The organism is Arthrobacter sp. Alg241-R88 (assembly GCF_900537115.1).
Taxonomy (GTDB): domain Bacteria; phylum Actinomycetota; class Actinomycetes; order Actinomycetales; family Micrococcaceae; genus Arthrobacter.
Genome location: NZ_UNRG01000001.1, coordinates 413,012 through 434,785, shown reverse-complemented (window position 1 = coordinate 434,785; position 21,774 = coordinate 413,012). Strand labels below are relative to the sequence as shown.

21 protein-coding genes and 2 tRNA genes are annotated in these 21,774 nt (G+C 65.5%); 7 read left to right on the top strand and 16 right to left on the bottom strand.

The features are described 5' to 3' along the window. Positions 1–86 precede the first annotated feature (86 nt). Positions 87–1,313, top strand: coding sequence for an ROK family protein (locus tag G6R19_RS01930; RefSeq protein ID WP_163162852.1), 1,227 nt, complete (start codon positions 87–89; stop codon positions 1,311–1,313). Between the two features lie 76 nt (positions 1,314–1,389). Here G6R19_RS01930 and G6R19_RS01925 read toward each other — a convergent pair whose 3' ends face one another. From G6R19_RS01925 to G6R19_RS01875, 11 genes are all read right to left on the bottom strand, one after another. After that, positions 1,390–2,049, bottom strand: coding sequence for an SDR family oxidoreductase (locus tag G6R19_RS01925; RefSeq protein ID WP_163161796.1), 660 nt, complete (start codon positions 2,047–2,049; stop codon positions 1,390–1,392). A 63-nt stretch (positions 2,050–2,112) separates the two neighbouring features. Further along, positions 2,113–2,670: a dihydrofolate reductase family protein gene (locus tag G6R19_RS01920; RefSeq protein ID WP_163161794.1), complete on the bottom strand. Its 558-nt coding sequence runs from the start codon at positions 2,668–2,670 to the stop codon at positions 2,113–2,115. 59 nt (positions 2,671–2,729) lie between these two features. Beyond that, on the bottom strand, positions 2,730–3,536 hold the full coding sequence (gene yidC / locus G6R19_RS01915) for a membrane protein insertase YidC (protein WP_163161792.1): 807 nt from the start codon (positions 3,534–3,536) through the stop codon (positions 2,730–2,732). A gap of 87 nt (positions 3,537–3,623) precedes the next feature. Further along, on the bottom strand, positions 3,624–3,872 hold the full coding sequence (locus G6R19_RS01910) for a hypothetical protein (RefSeq protein WP_163161790.1): 249 nt from the start codon (positions 3,870–3,872) through the stop codon (positions 3,624–3,626). A 167-nt stretch (positions 3,873–4,039) separates the two neighbouring features. Continuing rightward, the gene (locus tag G6R19_RS01905; RefSeq protein ID WP_163161788.1) at positions 4,040–4,708 is read right to left on the bottom strand and encodes a thioredoxin domain-containing protein; all 669 of its coding nucleotides are present in this window, start codon (positions 4,706–4,708) and stop codon (positions 4,040–4,042) included. Continuing rightward, positions 4,705–5,520 (bottom strand): cation transporter, encoded by an 816-nt coding sequence (locus G6R19_RS01900; protein WP_163161786.1) that lies wholly within the window; start codon positions 5,518–5,520, stop codon positions 4,705–4,707. The genes G6R19_RS01905 and G6R19_RS01900 overlap by 4 nt, the downstream gene beginning before the upstream one ends. After that, entirely contained in the window at positions 5,517–5,843 is a 327-nt protein-coding gene (locus G6R19_RS01895) for a metalloregulator ArsR/SmtB family transcription factor (protein ID WP_163161784.1), read from the bottom strand. Before G6R19_RS01895 ends, G6R19_RS01900 begins: the two co-directional genes overlap by 4 nt. Before the next feature lie 174 nt (positions 5,844–6,017). Next, positions 6,018–6,091: transfer RNA gene (locus G6R19_RS01890), tRNA-Met, on the bottom strand. A 61-nt stretch (positions 6,092–6,152) separates the two neighbouring features. Further along, positions 6,153–6,224: transfer RNA gene (locus G6R19_RS01885), tRNA-Thr, on the bottom strand. A 412-nt stretch (positions 6,225–6,636) separates the two neighbouring features. Continuing rightward, on the bottom strand, positions 6,637–8,757 hold the full coding sequence (locus G6R19_RS01880; RefSeq protein WP_163161782.1) for a DEAD/DEAH box helicase: 2,121 nt from the start codon (positions 8,755–8,757) through the stop codon (positions 6,637–6,639). Between the two features lie 406 nt (positions 8,758–9,163). Beyond that, positions 9,164–9,820: an MOSC domain-containing protein gene (locus G6R19_RS01875; RefSeq protein ID WP_163161780.1), complete on the bottom strand. Its 657-nt coding sequence runs from the start codon at positions 9,818–9,820 to the stop codon at positions 9,164–9,166. A 168-nt stretch (positions 9,821–9,988) separates the two neighbouring features. Between G6R19_RS01875 and G6R19_RS01870 the strand changes: the two genes are divergently transcribed. Genes G6R19_RS01870 through G6R19_RS01860 form a run of 3 tightly spaced genes read left to right on the top strand, consistent with a single transcriptional unit; the run spans position 9,989 to position 13,381 of the window. Next, positions 9,989–10,627 carry a Tat pathway signal protein gene (locus tag G6R19_RS01870; RefSeq protein WP_163161778.1) on the top strand — a complete coding sequence of 213 codons (639 nt, stop codon included), beginning with the start codon at positions 9,989–9,991 and terminating at the stop codon, positions 10,625–10,627. 2 nt (positions 10,628–10,629) lie between these two features. Continuing rightward, positions 10,630–11,841, top strand: a complete 1,212-nt coding sequence (locus G6R19_RS01865; protein ID WP_163161776.1) for a glutathionylspermidine synthase family protein — start codon at positions 10,630–10,632, stop codon at positions 11,839–11,841. A gap of 13 nt (positions 11,842–11,854) precedes the next feature. After that, complete coding sequence (locus G6R19_RS01860) at positions 11,855–13,381, top strand: APC family permease (protein WP_163161774.1); 1,527 nt, start codon at positions 11,855–11,857, stop codon at positions 13,379–13,381. A gap of 92 nt (positions 13,382–13,473) precedes the next feature. Here the strand turns inward: G6R19_RS01860 and G6R19_RS01855 are convergent, their stop codons facing one another. The 5 genes from G6R19_RS01855 to G6R19_RS01835 are packed head-to-tail and all read right to left on the bottom strand — an operon-like array spanning position 13,474 to position 18,665. Then, positions 13,474–14,244 (bottom strand): SDR family oxidoreductase, encoded by a 771-nt coding sequence (locus tag G6R19_RS01855; protein ID WP_163161772.1) that lies wholly within the window; start codon positions 14,242–14,244, stop codon positions 13,474–13,476. Positions 14,245–14,279: 35 nt separating this feature from the next. Next, on the bottom strand, positions 14,280–15,644 hold the full coding sequence (locus G6R19_RS01850) for an MFS transporter (RefSeq protein WP_163161770.1): 1,365 nt from the start codon (positions 15,642–15,644) through the stop codon (positions 14,280–14,282). Beyond that, positions 15,645–16,808 (bottom strand): cystathionine gamma-synthase, encoded by a 1,164-nt coding sequence (locus tag G6R19_RS01845; RefSeq protein WP_163161769.1) that lies wholly within the window; start codon positions 16,806–16,808, stop codon positions 15,645–15,647. A 28-nt stretch (positions 16,809–16,836) separates the two neighbouring features. Beyond that, the gene (locus tag G6R19_RS01840; protein WP_163161767.1) at positions 16,837–18,222 is read right to left on the bottom strand and encodes a cystathionine beta-synthase; all 1,386 of its coding nucleotides are present in this window, start codon (positions 18,220–18,222) and stop codon (positions 16,837–16,839) included. A gap of 35 nt (positions 18,223–18,257) precedes the next feature. Next, positions 18,258–18,665: a VOC family protein gene (locus G6R19_RS01835; protein ID WP_163161765.1), complete on the bottom strand. Its 408-nt coding sequence runs from the start codon at positions 18,663–18,665 to the stop codon at positions 18,258–18,260. Positions 18,666–18,884: 219 nt separating this feature from the next. Between G6R19_RS01835 and G6R19_RS01830 the strand changes: the two genes are divergently transcribed. From G6R19_RS01830 to G6R19_RS01820, 3 genes are all read left to right on the top strand, one after another. Further along, a complete protein-coding gene (locus G6R19_RS01830; RefSeq protein ID WP_163161763.1) occupies positions 18,885–19,868 on the top strand; it encodes a 3-methyladenine DNA glycosylase in 984 nt (327 codons plus the stop codon). A gap of 120 nt (positions 19,869–19,988) precedes the next feature. Then, the gene (locus tag G6R19_RS01825) at positions 19,989–20,957 is read left to right on the top strand and encodes an ATP-binding cassette domain-containing protein (RefSeq protein WP_163161761.1); all 969 of its coding nucleotides are present in this window, start codon (positions 19,989–19,991) and stop codon (positions 20,955–20,957) included. Then, positions 20,957–21,766, top strand: coding sequence for an ABC transporter permease (locus G6R19_RS01820; protein WP_163161759.1), 810 nt, complete (start codon positions 20,957–20,959; stop codon positions 21,764–21,766). The genes G6R19_RS01825 and G6R19_RS01820 overlap by 1 nt, the downstream gene beginning before the upstream one ends. The last annotated feature ends 8 nt before the right edge of the window (positions 21,767–21,774 follow it).

Here is a 21,774-nt window from a genome sequence, read left to right as displayed (position 1 = left end):
CCACTTTGTTTCCCCGGCTATATTTATGGCCTAAATTTAGAAGGGCTGGTCAACGTCCCGTGGCAGCCCGGAAGAATGGGGAGCCCCTGATGAATGAGACTGCACCGTCGACACAGTTGCTGCGGAGGGTCAACGCCAGTGCCTTGCTTAAGGCAATGCGCGGGGCAGGCATCATGACGGGCACGGACCTTATGGCTGCCACTGGGCTTTCCCGGGCCACCGTTATCTCGATTTGTGATGAGCTCGTCCGGCTCGGATGGCTTGAGGAGCTGGAAAACCAACGGGGCGCCGAAGGTTATGTCAAAGGCAGGCCGGCACGCAGATTCGTTTTCGACGATCGTGCCGCCAGCGTTCTGGGCATCGACATTGGTGCCAACAAGATCACTACCATCGTCGCCGACATGGCGGGAAAGGCCCTCTCCAGGGTCACGACACCCTTCCGGGCGCACAATCTTCCCGCTAACGAGCGCGCCGATGTATTGGACCGGATCGCCGCGGAGGCCTTGGAGAAGGCAGACGTGTCCGCAGAGTCCGTTCTTGCCGTGTCCGTTGGGGTCGCCGCTCCGGTCAGTCGTAACGGCGAAGTCCTCACGGTTCAGGAATTCTGGAAGTCTTTTGATGTCCGCCGGCTTGTCTCTGAGCGGCATGGCTGGCACGTGCTGCTCGAGAACGACGCCAATCTTGCTGCCCTTGCCGAACGCTGGCAGGGGACGGCCCAAGGCGTTGACAACCTCATCGTTATGCTTGCCGGGGACCGGCTGGGCTCCGGCGTACTCGAATCCGGCCGCCTGCTCCACGGACAGCTTGGCGGCTTCGGCGAGCTGGGATACCTGGCCAACGTCGAAGGCGTCGGCGATACCATCGGCATTGCGCACTATGTGGCACTTTGGGGCCAGGAAGCGCTCGCCTCCAATGCAAAAACCCGGCTGCATGAGCTGTGCGGCAGCACACCGGACGGCCTCACAGCCGAGATGGTGTTCGCCGCGGCCAGGGACGGCGACAATGCCGCGCAGGAAGTGCTCAACCGTGTCGCACACCGCATGGCACGCGTGATTGGTTCCCTGAGCACGCTGGTAAACCCTGAGCTCGTCGTCCTCGCGGGCGGTGTCGCAGCCTCTGCCCGCGCCCTCATCCCGGTCATCGAGGAGCAGCTGCCGAAGTTCACTTTCACTCCGCCCCGGGTGGAAGCCTCCTCCCTCGGGGATGGCATTGTGTCTATCGGTGCCATCCGCCTTGCCCTGGATTATGTCGAAGAGCATGCACTGGGCCTTTACCCCGCTTCGTTGCCGAAACCCGCGCATTCCGTTTCCTGACGCGGTTCACCCGGGAGGTGCCCAGCCCCGGATGATCCGCGGCACCAGAGCCGAGGTTTGTGATTCCGCCGGCAAATTACGCCGGTGACTCCAGAGCGGCGGCAACCGGAAGCGAGCCGTCGCAGAATTCAATCGTCCGGCCCGCCGTCTCCGGCAGGTCCAGCACGGCTGCTGCCACGATGGCAGTGTTGCTGCGCGACGTCCCGCCGTCCCCCTCCCCCGGGTTGGGATCCACCTTGATCAAACCCGTGCCGGGTTTGTTGGTCAGGGTGCCCGGCCCCAGGATGGTCCATGAGAGATCGGTGCCGCGAAGGTACTCGTCAGCGGCAGCTTTCGCCTCGGCGTAGGCAAAAAAGCCGTTGCTCTCCGGTACACCGTGGTCCCTGCGGGCTCCCAGATAGGACACCATCACGTAGCGGTCCGCCCCGGCCTGTACTGCGGCATCCATCGAACGGATGGCCGCGTCCCGGTCAACGGCGAATGTCCGGGCGGGGTTTCCGCCGCCCGCTCCTGCTGACCAGACGACAGCATCGTGGCCCTTTAGTGCCTCGGCGATGGCCGCCGTCGTGGAGTTCTCGATATCAAGGACCGACGGCGTTGCGCCCGTTTGAGCAACGTCCGCCGCGTGGTCCGGGTTGCGGATGAACGAGGTGACGTCGTGGCCCTCTTCCGTGAGCAGGGTGGACAGGTGCAGGGCCACTTTGCCGTGGCCGCCGATGATTGCGATTCGGGTCATTGCCCCATTCTGCTCCCCCATCCCGCAGACGCCACATCACCGCGCGTTCGACCCCTGCCAAAATCAAAGGACAGTGCGGTAACTGAGGTACACCACCCCGTTGCGGAATCTGCGCTCGTCCTGGAGTTCAAGCCGCAGGTTCAGCCCGTCCGGAAGGAACCGCAGGCCTCCTCCCACCGCCACCGGGTTGAGGAAGATCCGGCACTCGTCCACCAGCCCAGCCTGGAGTGCGCCGGCAGCCAGGGTGGAGCCGCCGATGCCGATGCTGCCTTCGCTGCGCTCCTTCAGGTCCCGGATGGCATCGGGATCGAAAAAGCGCTGGATTGTTGTCCTCGCAGTCACTGGATTTTCCAATGACCCGGAGAAGACCACCTTCTCTGCTGCCCGCCAGATTCGCCCGTAGTCCTGGATCACGGGCGGATCGTCGCTTCCACCCAGGGTCTCCCAGACTGACAGGACCTCGTACATGCGCCGGCCCAAAAGATACGTGCCGGCGTCGCGCTCCAGGTCGTTGACGAAGGCATGGACTTCCTCGTCGGGGGCGCTCCAGTCGAAGTTGCCGTGACGGTCGGCGACGTAGCCGTCCAAGGATGCGATGCCCGTGTAGATAAGCTCAGCCATGGGCTCATTGTGCCTGCACTTCGGGCTTGGTGTAAGACTGTGTCCCCGTTCCGGCGGGACTAGGCAGTTCCGGATGTCCGCCGCTCCCGGACGAAAAACTGCTGGGCCAAGGTCCAGGCGTTGGTGACCGTCCAATAGACCAGGACGCCGATGGGGAAGAAGACCCCTCCCAGCGCGAACACCACCGGCAACGTGTAGAGCACGATTTTTTGCTGACGCATAAAGGGACTCCCGGTGTCCCCCGGCAACGGGTTCCGCGCGAGGATCAACTTTTGCGTGACAACCTGCGCGGCGGTCATGGCAAGGATCATCAGGATGGTCAGCACCATAACGGCTGTCTGGTTGCCGCTGCCGCCGTGCAGCACTGATGCCGTCAATGAGGCGCCGAAGATGCTGGACTGGTCGAACTGCACCACCTGGTCGTGGCTCATGGCGCCTGTTCCCTCACCCTGCGCTGCCCGGGAGCTGATGCCGGAGAGAACCTGGTACAGGGCAAAGAAGAACGGCACCTGGATCAGCATGGGCAGGCAGGCGGAGAAGGGGTTGGTCCCATGCTTTTTATACAAGGCCATCTGCTCCTGCGCCATTGACTGGCGGGAGAGCGGGTCTGTCCGGTCCTTGTATTTTTCCTGCAGCGTCTTCAGGTCCGGCTGCAGGAGCCGCATCCGGCGCTGGGCGTCGAGCTGCTTCAAAAACACGGGAATCAGGGCGGCCCGGATCAACAGAACCAGCCCGATGATGGAGAGCGTCCACGTCCAGCCGCTGGCCGGGGGCATGCCGACGGCGCTCAGCCCTTCGTGTAAGCCGACCATAACGGCGGACACCAGCCATCTGAACGGGACCATGACCGCGTCAAAGAAGTCCATGCGTTTCCCCCATCGGTGGATGCGGCAAAACTACGGGGAAACGGGGAACTTGTCACGCACTATTGCTCAGGTCAATGGCGCGCATTCCTATCGGGCAGGCGCGCCGACCAGGACTTCATGGTAGTGCGCCGGCAAACGAACGATCTCGAGTTCCGACATATCGAGAAGGCGGCGGCTGCCGGTCAGAGTGTCCAGAATCCAGAGCAGTCCCTGGTCCAGCGCCACCTCTGTGACCGGACCGCGGTGCACCAGAGTGCTCCCGTAAAACGCTTCGATGGCGTCTCCTGCGGAGAGCTCATCACAAGAACCGCCAACAAACTGGTCATTGCTGTTCATGACCCGTCCTTTCCTTTATTGAAGGGCTCCCCCTGGCCCCATTGTGTCGGCACAGGGTTGCTTCCGCGTGTACCTGGGATGATGTTTTGACGACGTTCTGAAGACGGTCCCGCCCCGGGCACCCCCAGGCAGCGGCGGAGGGCCGCACCTGGGCCGGCGGGATGAGGTTATCGCGCTGCTTCGTCCAGGAGTTGGCGGAACTGTTCCTCGCTGTTCAGCGTGAGCTTTTGACCGTCGAGGAAGAAGGTGGGGGTTCCGGTTACACCGAGGGCTTTGCCGTCGGCGAGGTCTTTGCGGATCCGTTCCTTGGTTTCCTCGGCTGCTACGGCGGCGTCGTACTTGCTCATGTCCAGGCCCAGTTCTTCGGCGAAGGTCCGGAACAGCCGCGCCTGGGAGTCCTGTCTTTCGCCCCATTGCGGCTGGGTTTCGAAGAGCTTGGCGGTCATCTGCTCGTACTTGCCCTGCTGGGCGGACGCTTCCACGGCCAGGGCCGCAGCGCCGGAGTTGGCGTGCCCTGGCAGGGGGAAGTAGCGGTGGATGAAGGTGATTCTGTCTCCGTACTCCTTCTTGAGCTCCCGCACCAGGGGTTCGGCGGCGCGGCAGGATTCGCATTCAAAGTCCAGGAACTCAACCAGCTGGGCTTTCTCAATGGCTGGGTTTGTGACGCGGTGGCTGTCTTCCCTGACCAGTTGCGCGTCGACGGCGGCCGTAGGCGCGGCGGGTGCTGGCTTGTTCGCGGTGAACACCGCGTACCAGATCACGCCGGAGGCGAGGAGGACCGCGAGGATGGCCCAGATGGCGATCCGGACATTCCGTCCTGTGGAGACGGCGCTCAATGATCTGCCGGTTTCGTTCCGAGGGTCAGGGTCACAGGCGCGGGCTTGGCGTCGGCCTGGCAGCCGACGCAGCAGGCGCCCCCTTGCGCTGGCTGCAGAGGAGCTTCCGATACTGCTGCGGGTGACGCGGTGGTTCCGGGTGCGCAGCAGCCATCGTCCTCTTGGTCATGGGCGTCGTCGATGTGGGGGCGGGCGCAGCATGCTTCCCCTCGCCAGGCTATGAGGCCTTCACGGACGGCAATCCCGGCGATGACCAGGGCAGCACCGGCATCGGCCCACCACCAGCCCAGGGTGCTGTTCAGGACCAGGCCAACGAGCAGGACCGCCGAGAGGTAGGTGCACAGCAGGGTTTGTTTGGAATCGGCCACGGCCGCCCGGGACCCGAGTTCCCGCCCCGCCCTGCGCTGGGCCCAGGACAGGACCGGCATGATGGCCAGACTCAACGCTGCGATCACGATGCCGGCGGTGGAGTGCTGGGCCTCTTCCCCGCCCATCAGTGCACGCACCGCGTCGGCGCTTACGAACGCGGCAAGGGCGAAGAAGGAAATGGCGATGATCCGCAGAGTCAGGTGCTCACGCCGCTCGGGGTCTTGCGCGGAGAACTGCCAGGACAGTGCCAGCGCGGAGGTCACCTCTATGACCGAGTCCAGCCCGAAACCGATCAAGGCAGCAGAGTCGGCGAGGTTGCCTGCCCAGAGCGCGACGACGGCCTCAATGAGGTTGTACGTGATGGTCGCGGCAGCAAAGAGCCGGATACGGCGGTTCAGGACCGCCCGGCGTCGAGATGTTGGAGCCTGCAGCAGTGCGGTCATACGAGGCACTCCCCGTCAGGGGCGCAGCAGGCAGGATCCACAGCGAGCACTACACCGATCAGGTCCTTAATCGCATGGCCCAGCCGCGCGTCGGCGAGCTCATACCGGCTCCGCCGCCCATCAGGGACGGCAACCACCAGCCCGCAGCCCCGCAGGCAGGTCAGATGATTGGACATACTCTGCCGGCTTACGCCCAGGGAATCGGCCAGATCAGACGGATAGGACGGACCATCTGAAAGAGCCAGCAAGACTCCGGCGCGGGTAGGATCCGAGACCGCGTAACCGAACCGGGCAAGCACTGGCGCCTGCGTAAGTGTTTCCATGTCCAGAATGTACATCCGAAGCTGTATTCACGCAAACGTGTATAAACGGCCCCAGTCAGCGGCCTCACTGCGTCCCGTTGTTCTCGCCAGCGATTGCGAGGGCACAGGATCCGGGAGATCAAGGGGGGAAAACAACAGCAGGCCAGAGGCTACGCCTCTGGCCTGCTGTTTCTGTAGCGGTGGGGAGGCTCGATCTCCCGACCTCACGATTATGAGTCGTGCGCTCTAACCAACTGAGCTACACCGCCACGAATGAGAAAAACCTGTGTCAAGCCGGTCAAAACCGCCTTGACACAGGCCCTCATCCAGAGCCCCCCACCGGAATCGATCCGGTGACCTCGTTCTTACCAAGAACGCGCTCTACCACTGAGCTAGGGGGGCAACGAGTAAATACTCTACCGGAAGATTCCACCACCAACAAATCGGCGTCCGGGCAGGTCAACAGGGGCGAAAACCATTGCCCAAACTGCGCTCGAACGGCCGGAAAATGCCGGAAAATCAAGGAAAACGGAGCCCTTGACTCCTTATGTGTTCCCGGCTTCGCGCCTTTCCCAAAGGACCAGGAACAGGGATGTGTTCATCCCCACACTCCCCCATGAGTTTTTGTCCAGATATGCAGGCTTTGCCGCCCTCGAAGTCCGCATATCTGGACAAAAACTCACAGGAGGGGCGGGGCGGAGGTACCGGACGGCACTGTGCCGCCCCCCGCCGTCGTCCGCAAAGGGCCGTTAAATGCCGGTGGGCCGGCTCGAAAGCCGGCCCACCGGGGGAACGTGTCAGACGAGCTGACGGTTTACCACTTGCCCTTGCGGTTGAAGTCGCGCTGTCCGCCCTCGTTGCCGTGGCGGGGCTTGCGGGAGCCGTCGCCGTGGCCGGCGAAGCGGGAATCGCTGGCCTGGCCGCGGGTGGCACCGCTGTCAGCGCTGAAGGAACGCTCGCTGTACGAGCGGCCGCCGCGGTCCGCGGAGCTGCGCTCGCCGTCGTTCTTCCGGAACTCCTTCTTGAACCCGCCGTTGCCCTTGAAGTTGCCGCCGCGGTCGCCGCCACGGTTGCCCTGGTACGCGCCACGCTCGCCGGAGGGCTTGCGGCCGTTGTCCAGCTCGAGGTGGATCAGCTCACCGCCGATCCGGGTGCGGGACAGGGCACGCAGCTGCTCGGGGCTGAGGTCCGCCGGCAGCTCCACCAGGGAGTGGTCCGAGCGGATGTCGATGCCGCCGATCTGCGCCGAGGAGATGCCGCCCTCGTTCGCAATGGCGCCCACGATGGAGCCGGGCATAACGCGCTGGCGGCGTCCCACGGCAATCCGGTAGGTGGCATTGCCCTCGGTGAGCGTGCGGGTCGGCCCGCGGGAGCCGAAGCCGTCCTTGGAGCGCTCGCGCTTCTGGAACTCGGGAGCTGCGGGCAGTTCCTTGACCAGCAGCGGCTGCCCGCCCTGCGCCATAACGGCGAGGGCTGCTGCGATCTCCGAAGCCGGAACGTTGTGCTCTTCCTCGTAGGAGGCGATGAGGTCGCGGAACGCCGCGACGTCCTCGGATGCGAGGGTCTCGGTGATGCGCTCTGCGAACTTGCCCAGGCGGAGTGTGTTCACGGTTTCCGCGGTGGGCAGGTGCATCTGCTCCACCGGCTGGCGGGTTGCCTTCTCGATGGAGCGCAGCAGGTACTTCTCCCGCGGCGTCATAAAGAGGATGGCGTCGCCGGAGCGGCCTGCGCGGCCGGTGCGGCCGATGCGGTGGACGTAGGACTCGGTGTCGTGCGGAATGTCGTAGTTGATGACGTGGCTGATGCGCTCCACGTCAAGGCCACGGGCGGCGACGTCGGTAGCAACGAGGATGTCGATGCGGCCTTCCTTCAGCGCGTCCACAGTGCGCTCACGCTGCTGCTGCGGAATGTCGCCGTTGATGGCGGCAGCCTGGAAACCGCGGGACTTCAGCTTGTCAGCCAGGTCCTCTGTAGCCATCTTGGTGCGAACGAAGGCGATAACGCCGTCGAACTCTTCCACCTCGAGGATGCGGGTCATCGCATCGAGCTTGTGCGGGCCCATGACCTGCAGGTACCGCTGGCGCGTGTTGGCGCCGGTGGTGGTCTTGGACTTGACGGAGATCTCGGCCGGGTTGTTCAGGTACTGCTTGGACATCCGGCGGATCTGGCTCGGCATGGTGGCCGAGAACAGAGCCACCTGGCGGTCCGACGGCGTCTGCTGGAAGATCTGCTCAACGTCTTCAGCGAAGCCCATGCGCAGCATCTCGTCAGCCTCGTCCAGCACCAGGTACTGGAGTTCGGACAGGTCCAGGGATCCCTTGGAGATGTGGTCGATCACGCGGCCGGGGGTACCCACAACAACCTGGGCACCGCGGCGCAGGCCTGCGAGCTGCGGGCCGTAGGCGGAGCCGCCGTACACGGGCAGGACGGTGAAGTCGTCAATGTGCTTGGCGTAGGAGGTGAAGGCCTCCGCCACCTGCAGCGCAAGCTCGCGGGTGGGAGCCAGCACCAGGGCCTGGGTCTTGCGTGACGGGCCGTTGAGGTCGTGAAGTTCAGCCAGGCGGGACAAAGCCGGTACTGCGAATGCTGCAGTCTTACCGGTGCCGGTCTGGGCGAGGCCAACAACGTCGCGGCCTTCCAGCAGCAGCGGAATGGTTGCTGCCTGGATGGGGGACGGCTTTTCGTAGCCCACGTCCTGCAGGGCGGCGAGCACGCGGCCGTCGATGCCGAGGTCGGCGAACTTAATGCCTTCTTCTTCCTCAGCGTTGGCTGCGGGAGCTTCCTCAGCGTTTGCTGCGGGGGCGGCCGGTGCTTCAACGGAAGCTTCGGCTGCGGGGGCGGGCTCTGCTGCGGGGACAGCGGCCTCGGTGAATTCGACGGCGGCGGTTTCGACGGTTGCCGCTTCGAAGGTGGAGTCGTTTTGATTTTCGGGCATAGGGAAATATTCCTCATCCATAGGGGGCCAGGCGGCACTACCCGAGGTGAGCGGAGCCGCAGTACGTGTGCCGTGGGCGCCGGGCAAACGTTGACCGGCCGGTCACATAGAAGTCCGGCGCTTTCGCAATCCCGTGGCAGGACTTCCCGCTGCATCTCTTGGCTGCTATCCCAGCAGTCTGTACAGCGTTTTCTTTAGCCGGCTCTCCCTATGAAAATGCCCGCATCGCATGTGCGGGCCCCAACACTTGCCAGTCCTGCCTCAAAAATTGGGCAGGAATAAGGGATTTCCGGAGTGGGGGATATTTCTAGTGTAGGGCACGCACCGGCCCCAGCGGTAATTGGAAGCACGACGGCGGCGGTGAGCTTGCCCACACGGCTCCCCTCCCAGCCACCCGGGTGGGCTGTTACCGGCCCAACTGCCGCTCCAGCGCCGCAAACTTCTGCTTGAACTCAGGCTGCTGCAGCCGGATCTCGCCGTCGGCGTCGGCGTCACGGAGTGCTTCCATCGACCCCAAATCAGGTTCACTGAACCACTTGCCCACGGTTACCCCGTGCCCGGGAACGTACGTCCGGTGGATATGGTCCCCTGCGCGGATGGTGCCAACGCGGATCACCCGGAGGTACGCGCCCACCCGGCCCTCGCCGGTGAAGCGTCTGACGAACTGCGGCTCACCGAGGCGGCGCTGGAAGGTGGCGCAGGGTGTACGCGGGGACGTAACCTCCACTTCCACGTCGAGGCCGATTTTCCAGCGTTCGCCGATCACCGCCCCCGTGGTGTCGATCCCGTTCACGCGCAGGTTCTCGCCGAAAATTCCCGGCGGCAGGTCGCGCTGGAGTTCACCCGCCCAAAAGTCGGCGTCCGCCTGGGAGTAGGCGTAGAGGGCCTGGTCCGGGCCGCCGTGGTGGACCCGGTTCGCCTGGATGTCGCCCTGCAGGCCCAGCTTGTGCACCTTCACCGGCCCCTCCACCGCACGCTTGTCGATGGCAGTCACACCCACGCTGGAGGCATCCGGAACGAGCTGGTGGACACGGCAGACGGCAAGCACAGAAGCGGTTTCCATGGGACCAGTGTAGATTTCCGGCGCTGCCCGTGGCCGTTACGCCGCCATGGGGAGTTCTCCCGGCTTTCCTGCTCGCAGCAGCAGGCCGCAGGGACTACGCTGATTTGAGGATTGCAATTGGGGGTGCAGCGCTGTGCCCAATTCACGTGGACAACTGAGGGGGACGCCGTGGACCCGAACAAGGACCCGGAGCACGATCCAGCCAGGCGCGATGGCCAGCAGGCCGGCGCAGCGGGCGGCTCCGGTGCTGCACCGGACGGCACCCCGTCGCCGGACGCCCCCAAACCTCCCCCGTGGCAGGTACCCAAACCGGAACTGCGCCCGGAACTCCTGAACGAACCAGTCACACCGGTGGACCCCTTTGCCCGGGACCGGGAGAAGCAGCAGGCCGAGGGGGCGGCGCGGAAGAAGCGCTCCCAGCGGCGCACCGTCGTCGTTGGCCTGGGCGTGACCGCCCTGCTGGCCGGCACCATCACAGCAGTTGTGGCCAGCAACCAGGACGAGCCGGAGTACGCGCAAGTGTGCTTCAACGACGAAACCGGCGAGCGCGTCGAGGATACCAACTGCAACAGCTCCGCCGGCCGTGGCGGCGGCATCTACGCCTGGTACTTCTTCTCGCGCGGCGCCTTTGTCCCGGCAGTGGGACAGAACCGTTCCACCGCCCCCAATTACACGCGGACGGTCCCCAGCGGCGCGAAAGCCTCCACCGGCTACAGCACCAAGGGCGGTACCGTCAGCCGGGGCGGCTTCGGCACCAGCGCCAAAAGCGGCACCAGTGGTGGCGGCGGCAAGGTTTCGGGGGGTTAGGCGTGAAGCGGTTGTTGTCTGAGCCCAGGCCCGGGTGGAAGCAGAAGATTGAAGAACAGGGCCTGGTGTTCTCCACCACCACGATGCCGGACGGCCGCAGGATCGAATACTGGAACGAGGCCGCCTACTACGAGTTCACCCTGGACGAGGTGGAGACCCTCGAGGGTACGGCCGAGGATATGCACAGAATGTGCCTGGAGGCCGCCCGGTTCCTGGCCACCGGCGCGATGGGGGACATTGGCATCGGCCCGCAGGCCCTCGAGCTGGCTGCGGAATCAATGCAGGCAGGCGATCTCGATGTTTACGGCCGGTTCGACTTCATCTACGACGGGCAGGGCGGCCCCGCCAAGATGCTCGAGTACAACGCAGACACCCCCACCGGCCTGATCGAGGCCGCCGTGGCCCAGTGGTTCTGGCTGCAGGACGTCTTCCCGGGGAAGGACCAGTGGAACGGCATCCATGAAGCGCTGATCCGGCAGTGGAAGAAGATGCAGTTCCGCACCGGCATGAGCACCCTGCATGTGGCGCATTCGGAGGTCGAGGAGTCCGGCGAGGACTGGATGACCGCGGCCTACATGCGGGACGTGGCCAGCCAGGCGGGGTGGACCACCATCGGCATCAACATGTCCGATATCGGCTGGGACCCCAACCTGAACCGCTTTGTGGACCTGGACAACTTCATGATCAGCACCATGTTCAAGCTGTACCCGTGGGAGCTGATGATGAAGGAACCCTTCGGGCCCCGGCTGCTGGAACGGGCCCACAATCCCCGCTGGGTTGAACCCGCCTGGAAGATGCTGCTCTCCAACAAGGCGCTCCTCGCGGCACTGTGGCACCTGTTCCCCGGGCACCCCAACCTGCTGCCGGCGTACCTGAACGAACCGGGGCCGCTCAAGGAATGGGTGGCCAAACCCCTGCACGGCCGCGAAGGCGACAACATCAAGATCCACGCCCAGGGCATCAGCCTGGAACAACCCGGCGGATACGGCCGCGAAGGCTGGTGCTACCAGCAGTACCAGCCGCTGCCGGATTTCGACGGCAACCATCCCGTCCTTGGCCTGTGGGTGGTGGACGGTGAGTCCGTGGGCTGCGGGATCCGCGAATCGGACGGCCCCATCACCGACTACTTCTGCAGGTTCGTGCCCAACACCATTGACGCTCCGGCCCCGCTCTCGGCCGCGGCCCACTCCAGCAAAGCAGGTATCGCACTATGAGCCCGGTGACACCATGAGCACGGAAACCACGACGGCGGGAGGCCCGGGCGGCGGGCCCGGCACCTCCGTTCCGCCCAAGGGGCTCCGCGCCGGCATCCTGGACCTTGGCGACTCGGTCATGCTGGGCCTTGCTTCAACGGCGCCGGTGTATTCGCTGGCCGCCACGCTGGGCCTTATCGTTGCGGTCAACGGAAACTACACTCCCCTGATCCTGCTGCTCGGTTTTATCCCCGTGCTGTTCATCGCCTTTGCCTTCCGCGAACTCAACAGCGCCATCCCGGACTGCGGCACAACCTTCACGTGGTCCCGGCGTGCGTTCGGCCCGTGGGCCGGCTGGCTGGGCGGCTGGGGTGTTGCGCTCGCCGGCATCGTGGTCCTGGCCAATCTCGCCCAGGTGGCGGGCCAGTACCTGTGGCTTTTGGTGGGCGACGGCTCACTGGCAGAAAACAAGGTGATTGTTACCGCCTCAGGCGTGCTGTTCATCGCCGTAATGACGCTGGTGAACTACCGGGGCATCCGGCTGGGCGAACACGTCCAGCGGGTACTGACCTACGTGCAGTACATAGCGTTGGGCATCTTTGCGCTGGCCATCGTCATTCGGATTGTCAGCGGCGCGCCGGAGGGGCAGCCTTTCGATTTTGACTGGTTCAACCCCGCCGGGGCCTTCGCCGATCCCGGCGCAGTGGTCCATGGCGCGCTGCTTGCGCTCTTTATCTACTGGGGCTGGGACACCTGCCTGGCGGTCAACGAGGAAACCGAAAACCCGTCCACCACCCCCGGCCGCGGTGCAGTGATCTCCGCCTTCATCCTGGTGGCCATCTACGTCTCCGTGGCGCTCCTGGTGATGATGTACGCGACTGTGGGCACAGAAGGCATCGGGCTGGGCAACGAGGCCAACCAGGACGACGTCTTCCTGGCCATGAAGGACGTGGTGCTCGGCCCCTGGGGCTGGCTGATCGTCGTCGCAGTCCTTGCTTCGGTGCTCTCCTCCACCCAGACCACCATCCTGCCAACTGCCCGCGGCACTCTGTCCATGGGAGTTCACGGCGCCCTGCCGGCCAAGTTCGGCGAGGTGCACCCGAAGAACCAAACCCCCGGTTTCTCCACACAGGTGATGGGGGCGGCAGCGATTGCCTACTACGTTGCCATGAGCTTCCTCAGCGAAAACCTGCTGTCCGACTCCATCAGCGCCATCAGCCTGTTCATCGCCTTCTACTATGCCCTCACCGGCTTCGCCTGCTTCTGGTACTTCCGGGATACCTTGCGGCAGTCGGCACGCAACCTCTGGCTCCGCGGCATCCTGCCGCTGGTGGGCGCGCTGCTCCTAACCGCTGCTTTCTTTATCTCGGCCGTGCAGATGTGGGACCCGGCCTATGGCGACACCCAGATTTTCGGCGTCGGCGGAGCGTTCATCAGCGGTGTGGTGCTGCTGGCACTTGGAGTGGTGCTCGCCGTCGTCTGCCGGTTCCTGCCCGCGACCCGCGGCTACTTCACCGGCAAGACTCCCGCCGGGCAAACCAGCGCCCACTCCCCCAACTAGGTAGCGCCAAGTGTCGTTTTGCGGGGTCAAAACGGCACTTGGTGCTACTTAGTTGGGCGGGATGCGGGGAGGCGGGCCGGGTCGAAAAGGCGTTAGGCCGAGAAGCCGCCGTCGGCTTTGATGAGCTGGCCGGAGACCCAGCGGCCCGCGGGCGAGAGCAGGAACGCCGCGGTACAGGCGACGTCGGCAGGGGTGCCCAGACGGCCGGTGGGCTGCCGTTCGGCAAGGGCCTTTCGCACTTCATCATCCATCCACCCGGTGTCCACCGGCCCCGGGTTGAGGACGTTGGCAGAGATGCCCAGCGGCCCCAGCTCGCGGGCAGCGGCGATCACGATCCTGTCCAGCGCGCCCTTCGAGGCGCCGTAAGGCAGGTTGAAGGCCGTGTGGTCACTGGTCAGCGCGACGATCGCACCGCCGTCGGCCGTTGCCTGCCGCGCGAAGGCGGCGATCAGCTGCCAGCTGGCCCGCGTATTCACGGCGAAGTGGCGTTCGAACGATTCCAGGCTCGTGTCCAGGACACCGGAATCCACTGATTCGGCATGGCTCAGCACCATGCCCTGCAGCGGACCGGCCAGCCGCACCGCTTCAGCCAGGAGTTGATCGGCTGTGCCCGGGTCCTCCAGGTCTGCGGGCAGCGAGTGGACGCGGGCGCCGATCGCCTCCAGCTCCGCGGTCAAACGGACGACGTCGTCCGGCTCGCTCCCCCACGGCATCCGGGCGTCGTAGTCCTGCCAGTAAGCCAGCACCAGGTCCCAGCCTTCGGCGGCAAGCTGGCGGGCGACGCCGGCGCCGATGGAAGCAAGCCGGCCCGCGCCGGTGATCAGGGCTACGTTACGGACAGGGCCTTCGGCAGGGGTTTCCATGGGATCAGCGTACTGGCCGCTCCGCTGCGGCCCGGTCAGGCTGCGGCGCCGGCCGGTACGGTTTCGCGGGAGCTGCCGTGCTTTCGGATGGTGGCGCTGATGACCGCCGCGATGGTGCACATTGCGGCGGCGCCGAACCATGCGTACGTGTACTGGCCGGTGGCGTCCCTGATGGCGCCGGCGCCCAATGCTGCCGCGGCTGCTCCGAGCTGGTGGGCGGCGAAGACCCACCCGAACACCACGCTGCCGTCCGCGCCGAAGGTTTCCCGGCAGATGGCCGCTGTGGGCGGGACAGTTGCCACCCAGTCGAGGCCGTAGATCACCACAAAGACGATCATGCTGGGCTGGACTTCGGAGCTGAGGAGCAGGGGCAGCACCAGCAGGCCGATCCCGCGGAACTGGTAGTAGACGGCGAGCAGGATCCGGGGATTGAACCGGTCGGTCAGCCAACCGGAGGCGATGGTGCCCACGATGTCAAAGATGCCGACGACGGCGAGCAGGCCGGCGGCGGTGGTTTCGGGCATGCCGTGGTCGTGCGCAGAGGGAATGAAGTGGGTGCCGATCAGGCCGTTGGTGGTGGCCCCGCAGATCGCGAACCCGGCCACCAAAGCCCAGAACGTCCGGACGCGGCTTGCCCTCTTGAGAACCTGCAGCGCGCGCACCGCGGCGTTGCTTCGCGGGCCGGCCTCGTCCACCGGGGACTCGGACAGCGCTTCACCGGCAGGCAGCGCTCCCCCGGCAGGCGCAGTTTCGCCGTAGGGCAAGGCGCCGACGTCGGCCGGGGAGTTCTTCAGGAACTTCAGCACCAGCGGAACCACGGCCAGGGCTCCCGCGGCGATCAGCAGGGACGCCTGCCGCCAGCCCGGATCCTGGGCCAGCATCGCGATAAACGGCAGGAAGACCAGCTGGCCGGCCGCACTGCCGGCGGTCAGGATGCCGATCACCAGCCCGCGGCTCTTGACGAACCAGGTGTTGGCAACGGTGGCGGCGAAGACCAGCGCCATGGATCCGGTCCCAAGGCCGATCAGCAGGCCCCAGGTCAGCAGGATTTGCCAGGACTGGTTCACCAGCACGGTGAGGGCGCTGCCCGTGCCGATCAGGACCAGCGCGATAGCCGTGACTGCCCGGATGCCGAACCGCTCCATCAGCGCAGCGGCGAACGGCGCTGTGAGCCCAAAGAGGACCAGGTTGATGCTGACAGCTGCCGACAGAACGGTGGTGGACCAGCCGAACTCCTGCTGCAGCGGCACCATCAGGACACCTGGTGCAGCACGGAAACCGGCGGCACCCACCAGCGCAAGGAAGGCTACGGCGGCAACGGTCCACGCAGGGTGAAAGCGACGGGGCCGTCGATGAGGCCTGGTGACTACGGAATCGGATACCTCCAGCCGCGCCTTCATCTAGGGAATGGAGGAGAATGCTTGGTCGAGGTCCGCGATCAGGTCCTCCACGTCCTCAATACCGCAGGACAGGCGGAGGAGGTTCACCGGCACTGCCAGTTCGGTGCCCTTGACCGAGGCATGGGTCATCTCGGACGGGTAGTTCATGAGCGACTCAATACCGCCCAGCGACTCCGCCAGGATGAACACCTTGGTGGACTCTGCCACCTTTCGTGCGGCAGCTTCGCCCCCCTTGAATTGCACCGACACCATTCCGCCGAAACTCCGCATCTGTTTCCTGGCGAGCTCGTGGCCGGGGTGCGTGGGCAACCCCGGGTAGAGGACAGCCTCCACTTCGGGGCGTTCCAGCAGCCACTCCGCCACGGCCTGGCCGTTGAGGCTGTGCCGGTCCATCCGCACACCCAGGGTCTTGAGGCCGCGGGTGGTGAGGAAGGCGTCCATGGGACCCGAAACGGCGCCCACGGCGAACTGCACAAACGCGATCTTTTCGGCCAGCTCAGCGTCCTTGACCACCACAGCGCCGCCCACGACGTCCGAGTGTCCGCCGATGTACTTGGTGGTGGAGTGCACCACAATGTCGGCACCCAGGGCCAGCGGGGTCTGGAGGTACGGGGAAGCGAAGGTGTTGTCCACCACCAGGAGGGCACCGGCGTCGTGGGCAACTGCGGCAAGGGCCTCGATGTCGGTGATTTTCATCAGCGGGTTGGACGGGGTCTCCACCCAGACGAAGCGCGTCTTGTTGGCGGCAACCGCCGCCCGAACGGCGTCGAGATCTGCCATGTCCACTGGAGTGTTGCCGATCCCCCAGCCGCCCAGCACCCGGCTGATCAACCGGTAGGTGCCGCCGTACGCATCGTTGCCCAGTACGATGTGGTCCCCGGGGCGGGTCAGGGCACGGATGAGGGAGTCCTCGGCGGCCAGGCCGGAACTGAAGCTGTAGGCGTGCGTGCCGCCTTCCAGCGCGGCCAGCTGTTCCTGCAGCGCGTCACGGGTGGGGTTGCCGCCGCGGCCGTACTCATAGCCGTCCCGGAGCCCGCCGATGCCGTCCTGCGCGTAGGTTGAGCTGAAGTGGAGCGGCGGCACCACTGCACCGGTGCGCGGCTCGAAATCCTGCCCGGCATGGACAGCACGGGTGTTGAAGCCCTGGTTCTCGGAGAAGGACATGATGCTCCTTTATCGGCGGTGTTGCAGTTCAGTTGCTGAGGTAGGCCAGGAGGTCGTGGCGGGTGAGGATGCCCACGGGAGCGCCCACAAAGGTGACCATCACGGTGTCCACGTCCGAGAGCAGCTCCCTGGCTGCCGAGATGGTTTCCAGCGAACCGATCACCGGCAGCTTCGGCCCCATGTGCTCGGAAATCTTGTCTGTCAGCTTCGCTTCGCCGCGGAACAGCTTGGCGGTGAGGGTGCGCTCATCCACCGCACCCAGCACCTCGCCCATCACCACCGGGGGCTCCTGGGACAGGACCGGGATGTGGCTGACGCCGAACTCGTTCATGATGTTGATGACGTCGCGGACTGACTCGTTGGGGTGGATGTGCACCAGGTCCGGCAGTTCGCCGTTCTTGGAGCTGATTACCTCGCCCACGGAGGTCTCCTCTCCGCCGGAGAGGAAGCCGTAGGACCGCATCCACTGGTCGTTGAAGATTTTGGCCAGGTAGCCGCGGCCGGAGTCAGGCAGGATCACGACGACGACGGCGCTTTCCGGCAGGTCCCGCGCCGCCTGCAGCGCGGCCACCACAGCCATGCCCGAGGATCCGCCCACCAGCAGGCCCTCCTCACGGGCCAGGCGCCGGGTCATGGCAAAGGAGTCGGCGTCACTGACCGCGATCACCTGGTCCGGGACGGACTTGTCGTAGTTGGCGGGCCACATGTCCTCGCCCACGCCCTCCACGAAGTACGGTCGCCCGGTGCCGCCGGAGTAGACCGAACCTTCGGGGTCGGCGCCGATGATCCGGACCGTCCCGCCGTCGGACGCCGGCCGGCCCGCCGAAACTTCCTTGAGGTACCTGCCGGTGCCGGTGATAGTGCCGCCGGTGCCGGCGCCGATAACGCAGTGCGTGACCTTGCCGTCGGTGTCCCGCCATATTTCGGGGCCGGTGGTGAGGTAGTGGCTGCCGGGTGCGGCGGGGTTGGAGAACTGGTCCGGCTTGTACGCGCCGGGCGTCTCGCGGACGATCCGGTCCGACACGCCGTAGTAGCTTTGCGGGCTGTCCGGCGGGACGGCGGTGGGTGTCACCACCACTTCGGCGCCATAGGCCTGCAGCACGGCGCGCTTGTCCTCGCCCACCTTGTCCGGCACCACAAAGATGCACTTGTAGCCCTTTTGCTGCGCCACGAGCGCCAAGCCCACACCCGTGTTTCCGGACGTGGGCTCAACGATGGTGCCGCCGGGCTGCAGCTTGCCGTCCCGCTCGGCGTCCTCCACCATCTTCGCCGCGATGCGGTCCTTGATGGATCCCCCCGGGTTCAGGTACTCCAGTTTGACCAGGACTGTGGCTTTGACGCCCTCCGTCACGTGGTTGAGCTTGATAAGGGGGGTATTGCCGATGAGGTCCAGGACGGACTGGGCGTACTTCATGAGTACAAAGCTACCGCTTTCGCAGGTGCATTCCGCTACCCGGCGGCCTGTGCCTGCTCCTCAGCGGGTAGGTTCTCCCACAGGCCCATGACGTTCCCTTCGGTGTCCTTGAAATATGCGAAGGAGCCCATCCCGGGAATGGTTTCCTTCGGCCGCAGCACGGCGCCGCCCAAAGACTCCACTGTCTTCAGCGTTGCCTCAATGTCCTCAACGTCCACGGTGAGGACGGGGTTCGTCAGGTCTGCCTCGCGGGCCATCATGCCGCCGTTGATCGCGCCCGCTTCCGTGGGTTGCCCCGTGGACTCGTCCATGGGCGTCGTGATCACCATGTTGTAATCCATGCCCGGGACGGGATCGATCCGCCAGCCGAGGGCCTCCCGGTAGAAGCTCCTGGCCCGTTCCTGGTCGTCCGCAGGAATTTCGAAATGCACTACTCCACCCATTGTTGCCTCCTGGTTTTTCGAGCGTTCGGTGCAGTGTTTCCGCACCACACGGTGCAGTCTAGTCCTCGGTCCGCTGCCCGTTAAGGGCCCGGGATGAGCCGGGTTTTTGTCCAGATATGCGGACTTCCGAGGCGCGCAGCCCTGCATACGTGGACAAAAACTCCCGGGCCAAACCGGCAGGGCGGGCACGTTGTCAGCCCGCCGTGGGACGATTGGTGCATGACGATCGCAGAGGCACCCGCGCGGCTGGCGGCCGCCGCGGACGCCTCGCTCCGGTGGTATCCGGACGGCCCCTACGACCTGGCCCGGACCCTCAGCCCGCTCCTGCGCGGCACCAGCGATCCATCCTTCAGCGTCCAGGGAAGTGTCATCTGGCATGCTTTCACCACAGAAGAGGGCCCCGCCACTGTGAGGCTCAGCCCGGCCGGCAGCACCGAGCTGGAGCACCGCGTCGACGCCCAGGCCTGGGGCCCCGGCGCCGCCGCTGCCATCGAGTCAGTCCCGCGGCTCCTGGGGGCGGGCGACGACTGGCGGGCCTTTGATGAGCCAGCGTTCCACGCCACCCTCCCCCGCATGGTCCGGGAGGCACGACGGCGGAGCTTGGCACTGCGGCTTCCCTCCACCGGGCGCATGATTGACCAGCTCGTGCCCATCATCCTGGAACAGAAGGTGACGGTCATCGAAGCGCGGCGCGCCTACCGGTACCTCGTGCGCCGGTACGGAACACCGGCCCCGCTGGCCGGCACCTTCACGCCGCCCGGTCTGGTGCTGGCGCCCACAACCGCACAGTGGCTGCAGGTCCCCAGCTGGGAGTGGCACAAGGCAGGGGTGGGGCCGCAGCGGTCGGCGACGGTCATGCAGGCGCTGCGGTCCGCCGTCGCACTCGAACGGCTGGCAGCGCTGCCGGCGCTGGAGGCCGCAGCGAAGCTGCAGACAATCCCGGGAATCGGCATCTGGACAGCGGCGGAGGTGGTACAGCGCACGCACGGCTGCCCGGACTCCATTTCCGTGGGCGACTATCACCTCGCTGCCTATGTGGGCGCGGCACTCACAGGCCGCCGGACGGACGACGCCGGCATGCTCCGCCTGCTTGCTCCCTGGGAAGGGCACCGCCAGCGCGTGGTGCGGATGATCCAGAGCAGCGGCTTCCGCAAGCCAACCTTTGGCCCCCGGATGACCATCCAGGACCACCGCCGGCATTAGTTTCAGCCGCGCCCGCCGCATCCATGCGGTTTTCCGTGGACGCGCGCCGGCGATGGGTATAGCGTGACGCCAGGGAGCCCGTCCAGAGCCCCGGTAAGCCCGCATCCTCTGGAGCCACCCATGATCCACACGGAAAAACTCACCAAAAACTTCACCGTCAAGAAGGAAACAGTAGAAGCCGTCAAGGGCGTCGACATTGATGTTGCCCCCGGTGAGTTGGTGGCGTTCCTCGGCCCGAACGGCGCCGGCAAGTCCACTACGCTGCGGATGCTTACCACCCTGCTCCGGCCCACGTCGGGGACCGCCTCCGTTGCCGGTGTTGATGTCACCGCAGATCCGGCAGGGGTGCGGGCGCGTATCGGCTACATCGGCCAGGGCAACGGCGGCGGACACAGCTTCCGGGTCATCGACGAGCTGGTGATGCAGGGCCGCTTCTACGGCATGAATTCCTCTGACGCGCTGGCCCGGGCGCACGAGCTCCTCACATCCCTGGACCTGGCAGACCTTTCTAAGCGCACGGTGGTGAAACTGTCCGGCGGGCAGCGGCGCAGGATGGACGTGGCGCTGGGCTTGATGCACTCACCCCGGCTGCTGTTCCTCGACGAGCCGTCCACCGGCATGGACCCGCAGAACCGGGCCAACCTGTGGGAGCACATCATGCGGATGCGCGCAGAACACGGCACAACGATTGTCCTGACCACGCACTACATGGACGAAGCGGATTCCATGTCCGAGCGCGTGATCATTATCGACCACGGCCACATCATCGCCGATGACACTGCCGGGCGGCTGAAGGCAAACCTCGCCGGTGACCTGCTCGCCGTCGAGGTCGCGGCGGGCAGCGCGTCCGGGGTCCGCGGGCTCTTGGGCCGTGCCGCGGCCGGCGGGGAGGTCTCCGAAAATTCTTACGACGGCGTTGTCCGCTTCCGCCTCCGGCTACCGGAGGGCGCGCGGCTGGCACCGGCGCTTTTAAAGGAGATGGACGACGCCGGTGCTCCCGCCCAGTCCCTGGAGCTGAAGCCGCCCACGCTGGACGACGTGTTCCTGGAACTCACCGGCCGCAACCTGAGGGAAGGGGCAAACCGCTGATGGGCACACAGGCCACCGCCGCTGAGGCACGGGAAAAGCCCGGCCTGGGCCAGGTCCTGCACGACACCCGGTTCGTGTTCTGGCGTGAAATGCTGCTGCCGCTGCGTGACCCGTTCTCGCTCATCTTTTCGCTGATCCAGCCGCTGGTTTTCCTGGGCCTGTTCGGCCCGCTGCTGGGCGCGGCCGTGGGGGCGCCGGCGTTCGGAGGCCAGTCCACGCTGCAGTGGTTCCTGCCCGGCGTCGTGGTGATGATCGCGCTGTTCGGCACATCCATGACCGGCTCCAACCTGCAGTACGAGCTGATGACCGGTTTCTACGAGCGGATCCTCGCCACACCGCTGTCCCGCTCGTCGCTGATGATCGGCCGGGCGTTGAAGGAGTGGGCGCCGTTGGTTGTCCAAGGGCTCCTCATCGCCCTGGTGTGTATCCCGTTCGGTTTCGTCTTCTACCCGCTGCACGTGCTGCTCGGGCTGATCATCCTGGGGATCTTCGGGATCGGACTGGGGGCGTTGTCCTACGCGCTGGCCCTCGTTTCGCAAAACAAGGAGTGGATCTTCTGGGGTGTCCAGCAGACTCTGCTTTTTCCGCTCATGATCCTCTCCGGCATCATGCTTCCCATCGAGGCCGGGCCGGCGTGGATGAAGACCGCCAGCCTGTTCAACCCGCTGACCTACCTGGTGAACGCGGAACGCGAACTGTTCGCCGGCGGCGTCGGGACTGACACCCTCCTGGGCCTGCTCGCCGCTTCTGTGACAGCCGCCGTGGGGCTCGTTGTGGGGGTGAAGGCAATCAACCGCAACCTTAACTGAGCGGGGGA

Coding starts and splice junctions, on each gene's coding strand:
- G6R19_RS01925 (WP_163161796.1), bottom strand. CDS start 2,049: ATGACCCGAATCGCAATCATCGGCGGCCACGGCAAAGTGGCCCTGCAC.
- G6R19_RS01895 (WP_163161784.1), bottom strand. CDS start 5,843: ATGGAAACACTTACGCAGGCGCCAGTGCTTGCCCGGTTCGGTTACGCG.
- yidC (WP_163161792.1), bottom strand. CDS start 3,536: ATGGACTTCTTTGACGCGGTCATGGTCCCGTTCAGATGGCTGGTGTCC.
- G6R19_RS01910 (WP_163161790.1), bottom strand. CDS start 3,872: ATGAACAGCAATGACCAGTTTGTTGGCGGTTCTTGTGATGAGCTCTCC.
- G6R19_RS01860 (WP_163161774.1), top strand. CDS start 11,855: ATGAGCACGGAAACCACGACGGCGGGAGGCCCGGGCGGCGGGCCCGGC.
- G6R19_RS01850 (WP_163161770.1), bottom strand. CDS start 15,644: ATGAAGGCGCGGCTGGAGGTATCCGATTCCGTAGTCACCAGGCCTCAT.
- G6R19_RS01900 (WP_163161786.1), bottom strand. CDS start 5,520: ATGACCGCACTGCTGCAGGCTCCAACATCTCGACGCCGGGCGGTCCTG.
- G6R19_RS01840 (WP_163161767.1), bottom strand. CDS start 18,222: ATGAAGTACGCCCAGTCCGTCCTGGACCTCATCGGCAATACCCCCCTT.
- G6R19_RS01855 (WP_163161772.1), bottom strand. CDS start 14,244: ATGGAAACCCCTGCCGAAGGCCCTGTCCGTAACGTAGCCCTGATCACC.
- G6R19_RS01835 (WP_163161765.1), bottom strand. CDS start 18,665: ATGGGTGGAGTAGTGCATTTCGAAATTCCTGCGGACGACCAGGAACGG.
- G6R19_RS01845 (WP_163161769.1), bottom strand. CDS start 16,808: ATGTCCTTCTCCGAGAACCAGGGCTTCAACACCCGTGCTGTCCATGCC.
- G6R19_RS01880 (WP_163161782.1), bottom strand. CDS start 8,757: ATGCCCGAAAATCAAAACGACTCCACCTTCGAAGCGGCAACCGTCGAA.
- G6R19_RS01830 (WP_163161763.1), top strand. CDS start 18,885: ATGACGATCGCAGAGGCACCCGCGCGGCTGGCGGCCGCCGCGGACGCC.
- G6R19_RS01920 (WP_163161794.1), bottom strand. CDS start 2,670: ATGGCTGAGCTTATCTACACGGGCATCGCATCCTTGGACGGCTACGTC.
- G6R19_RS01875 (WP_163161780.1), bottom strand. CDS start 9,820: ATGGAAACCGCTTCTGTGCTTGCCGTCTGCCGTGTCCACCAGCTCGTT.
- G6R19_RS01825 (WP_163161761.1), top strand. CDS start 19,989: ATGATCCACACGGAAAAACTCACCAAAAACTTCACCGTCAAGAAGGAA.
- G6R19_RS01820 (WP_163161759.1), top strand. CDS start 20,957: ATGGGCACACAGGCCACCGCCGCTGAGGCACGGGAAAAGCCCGGCCTG.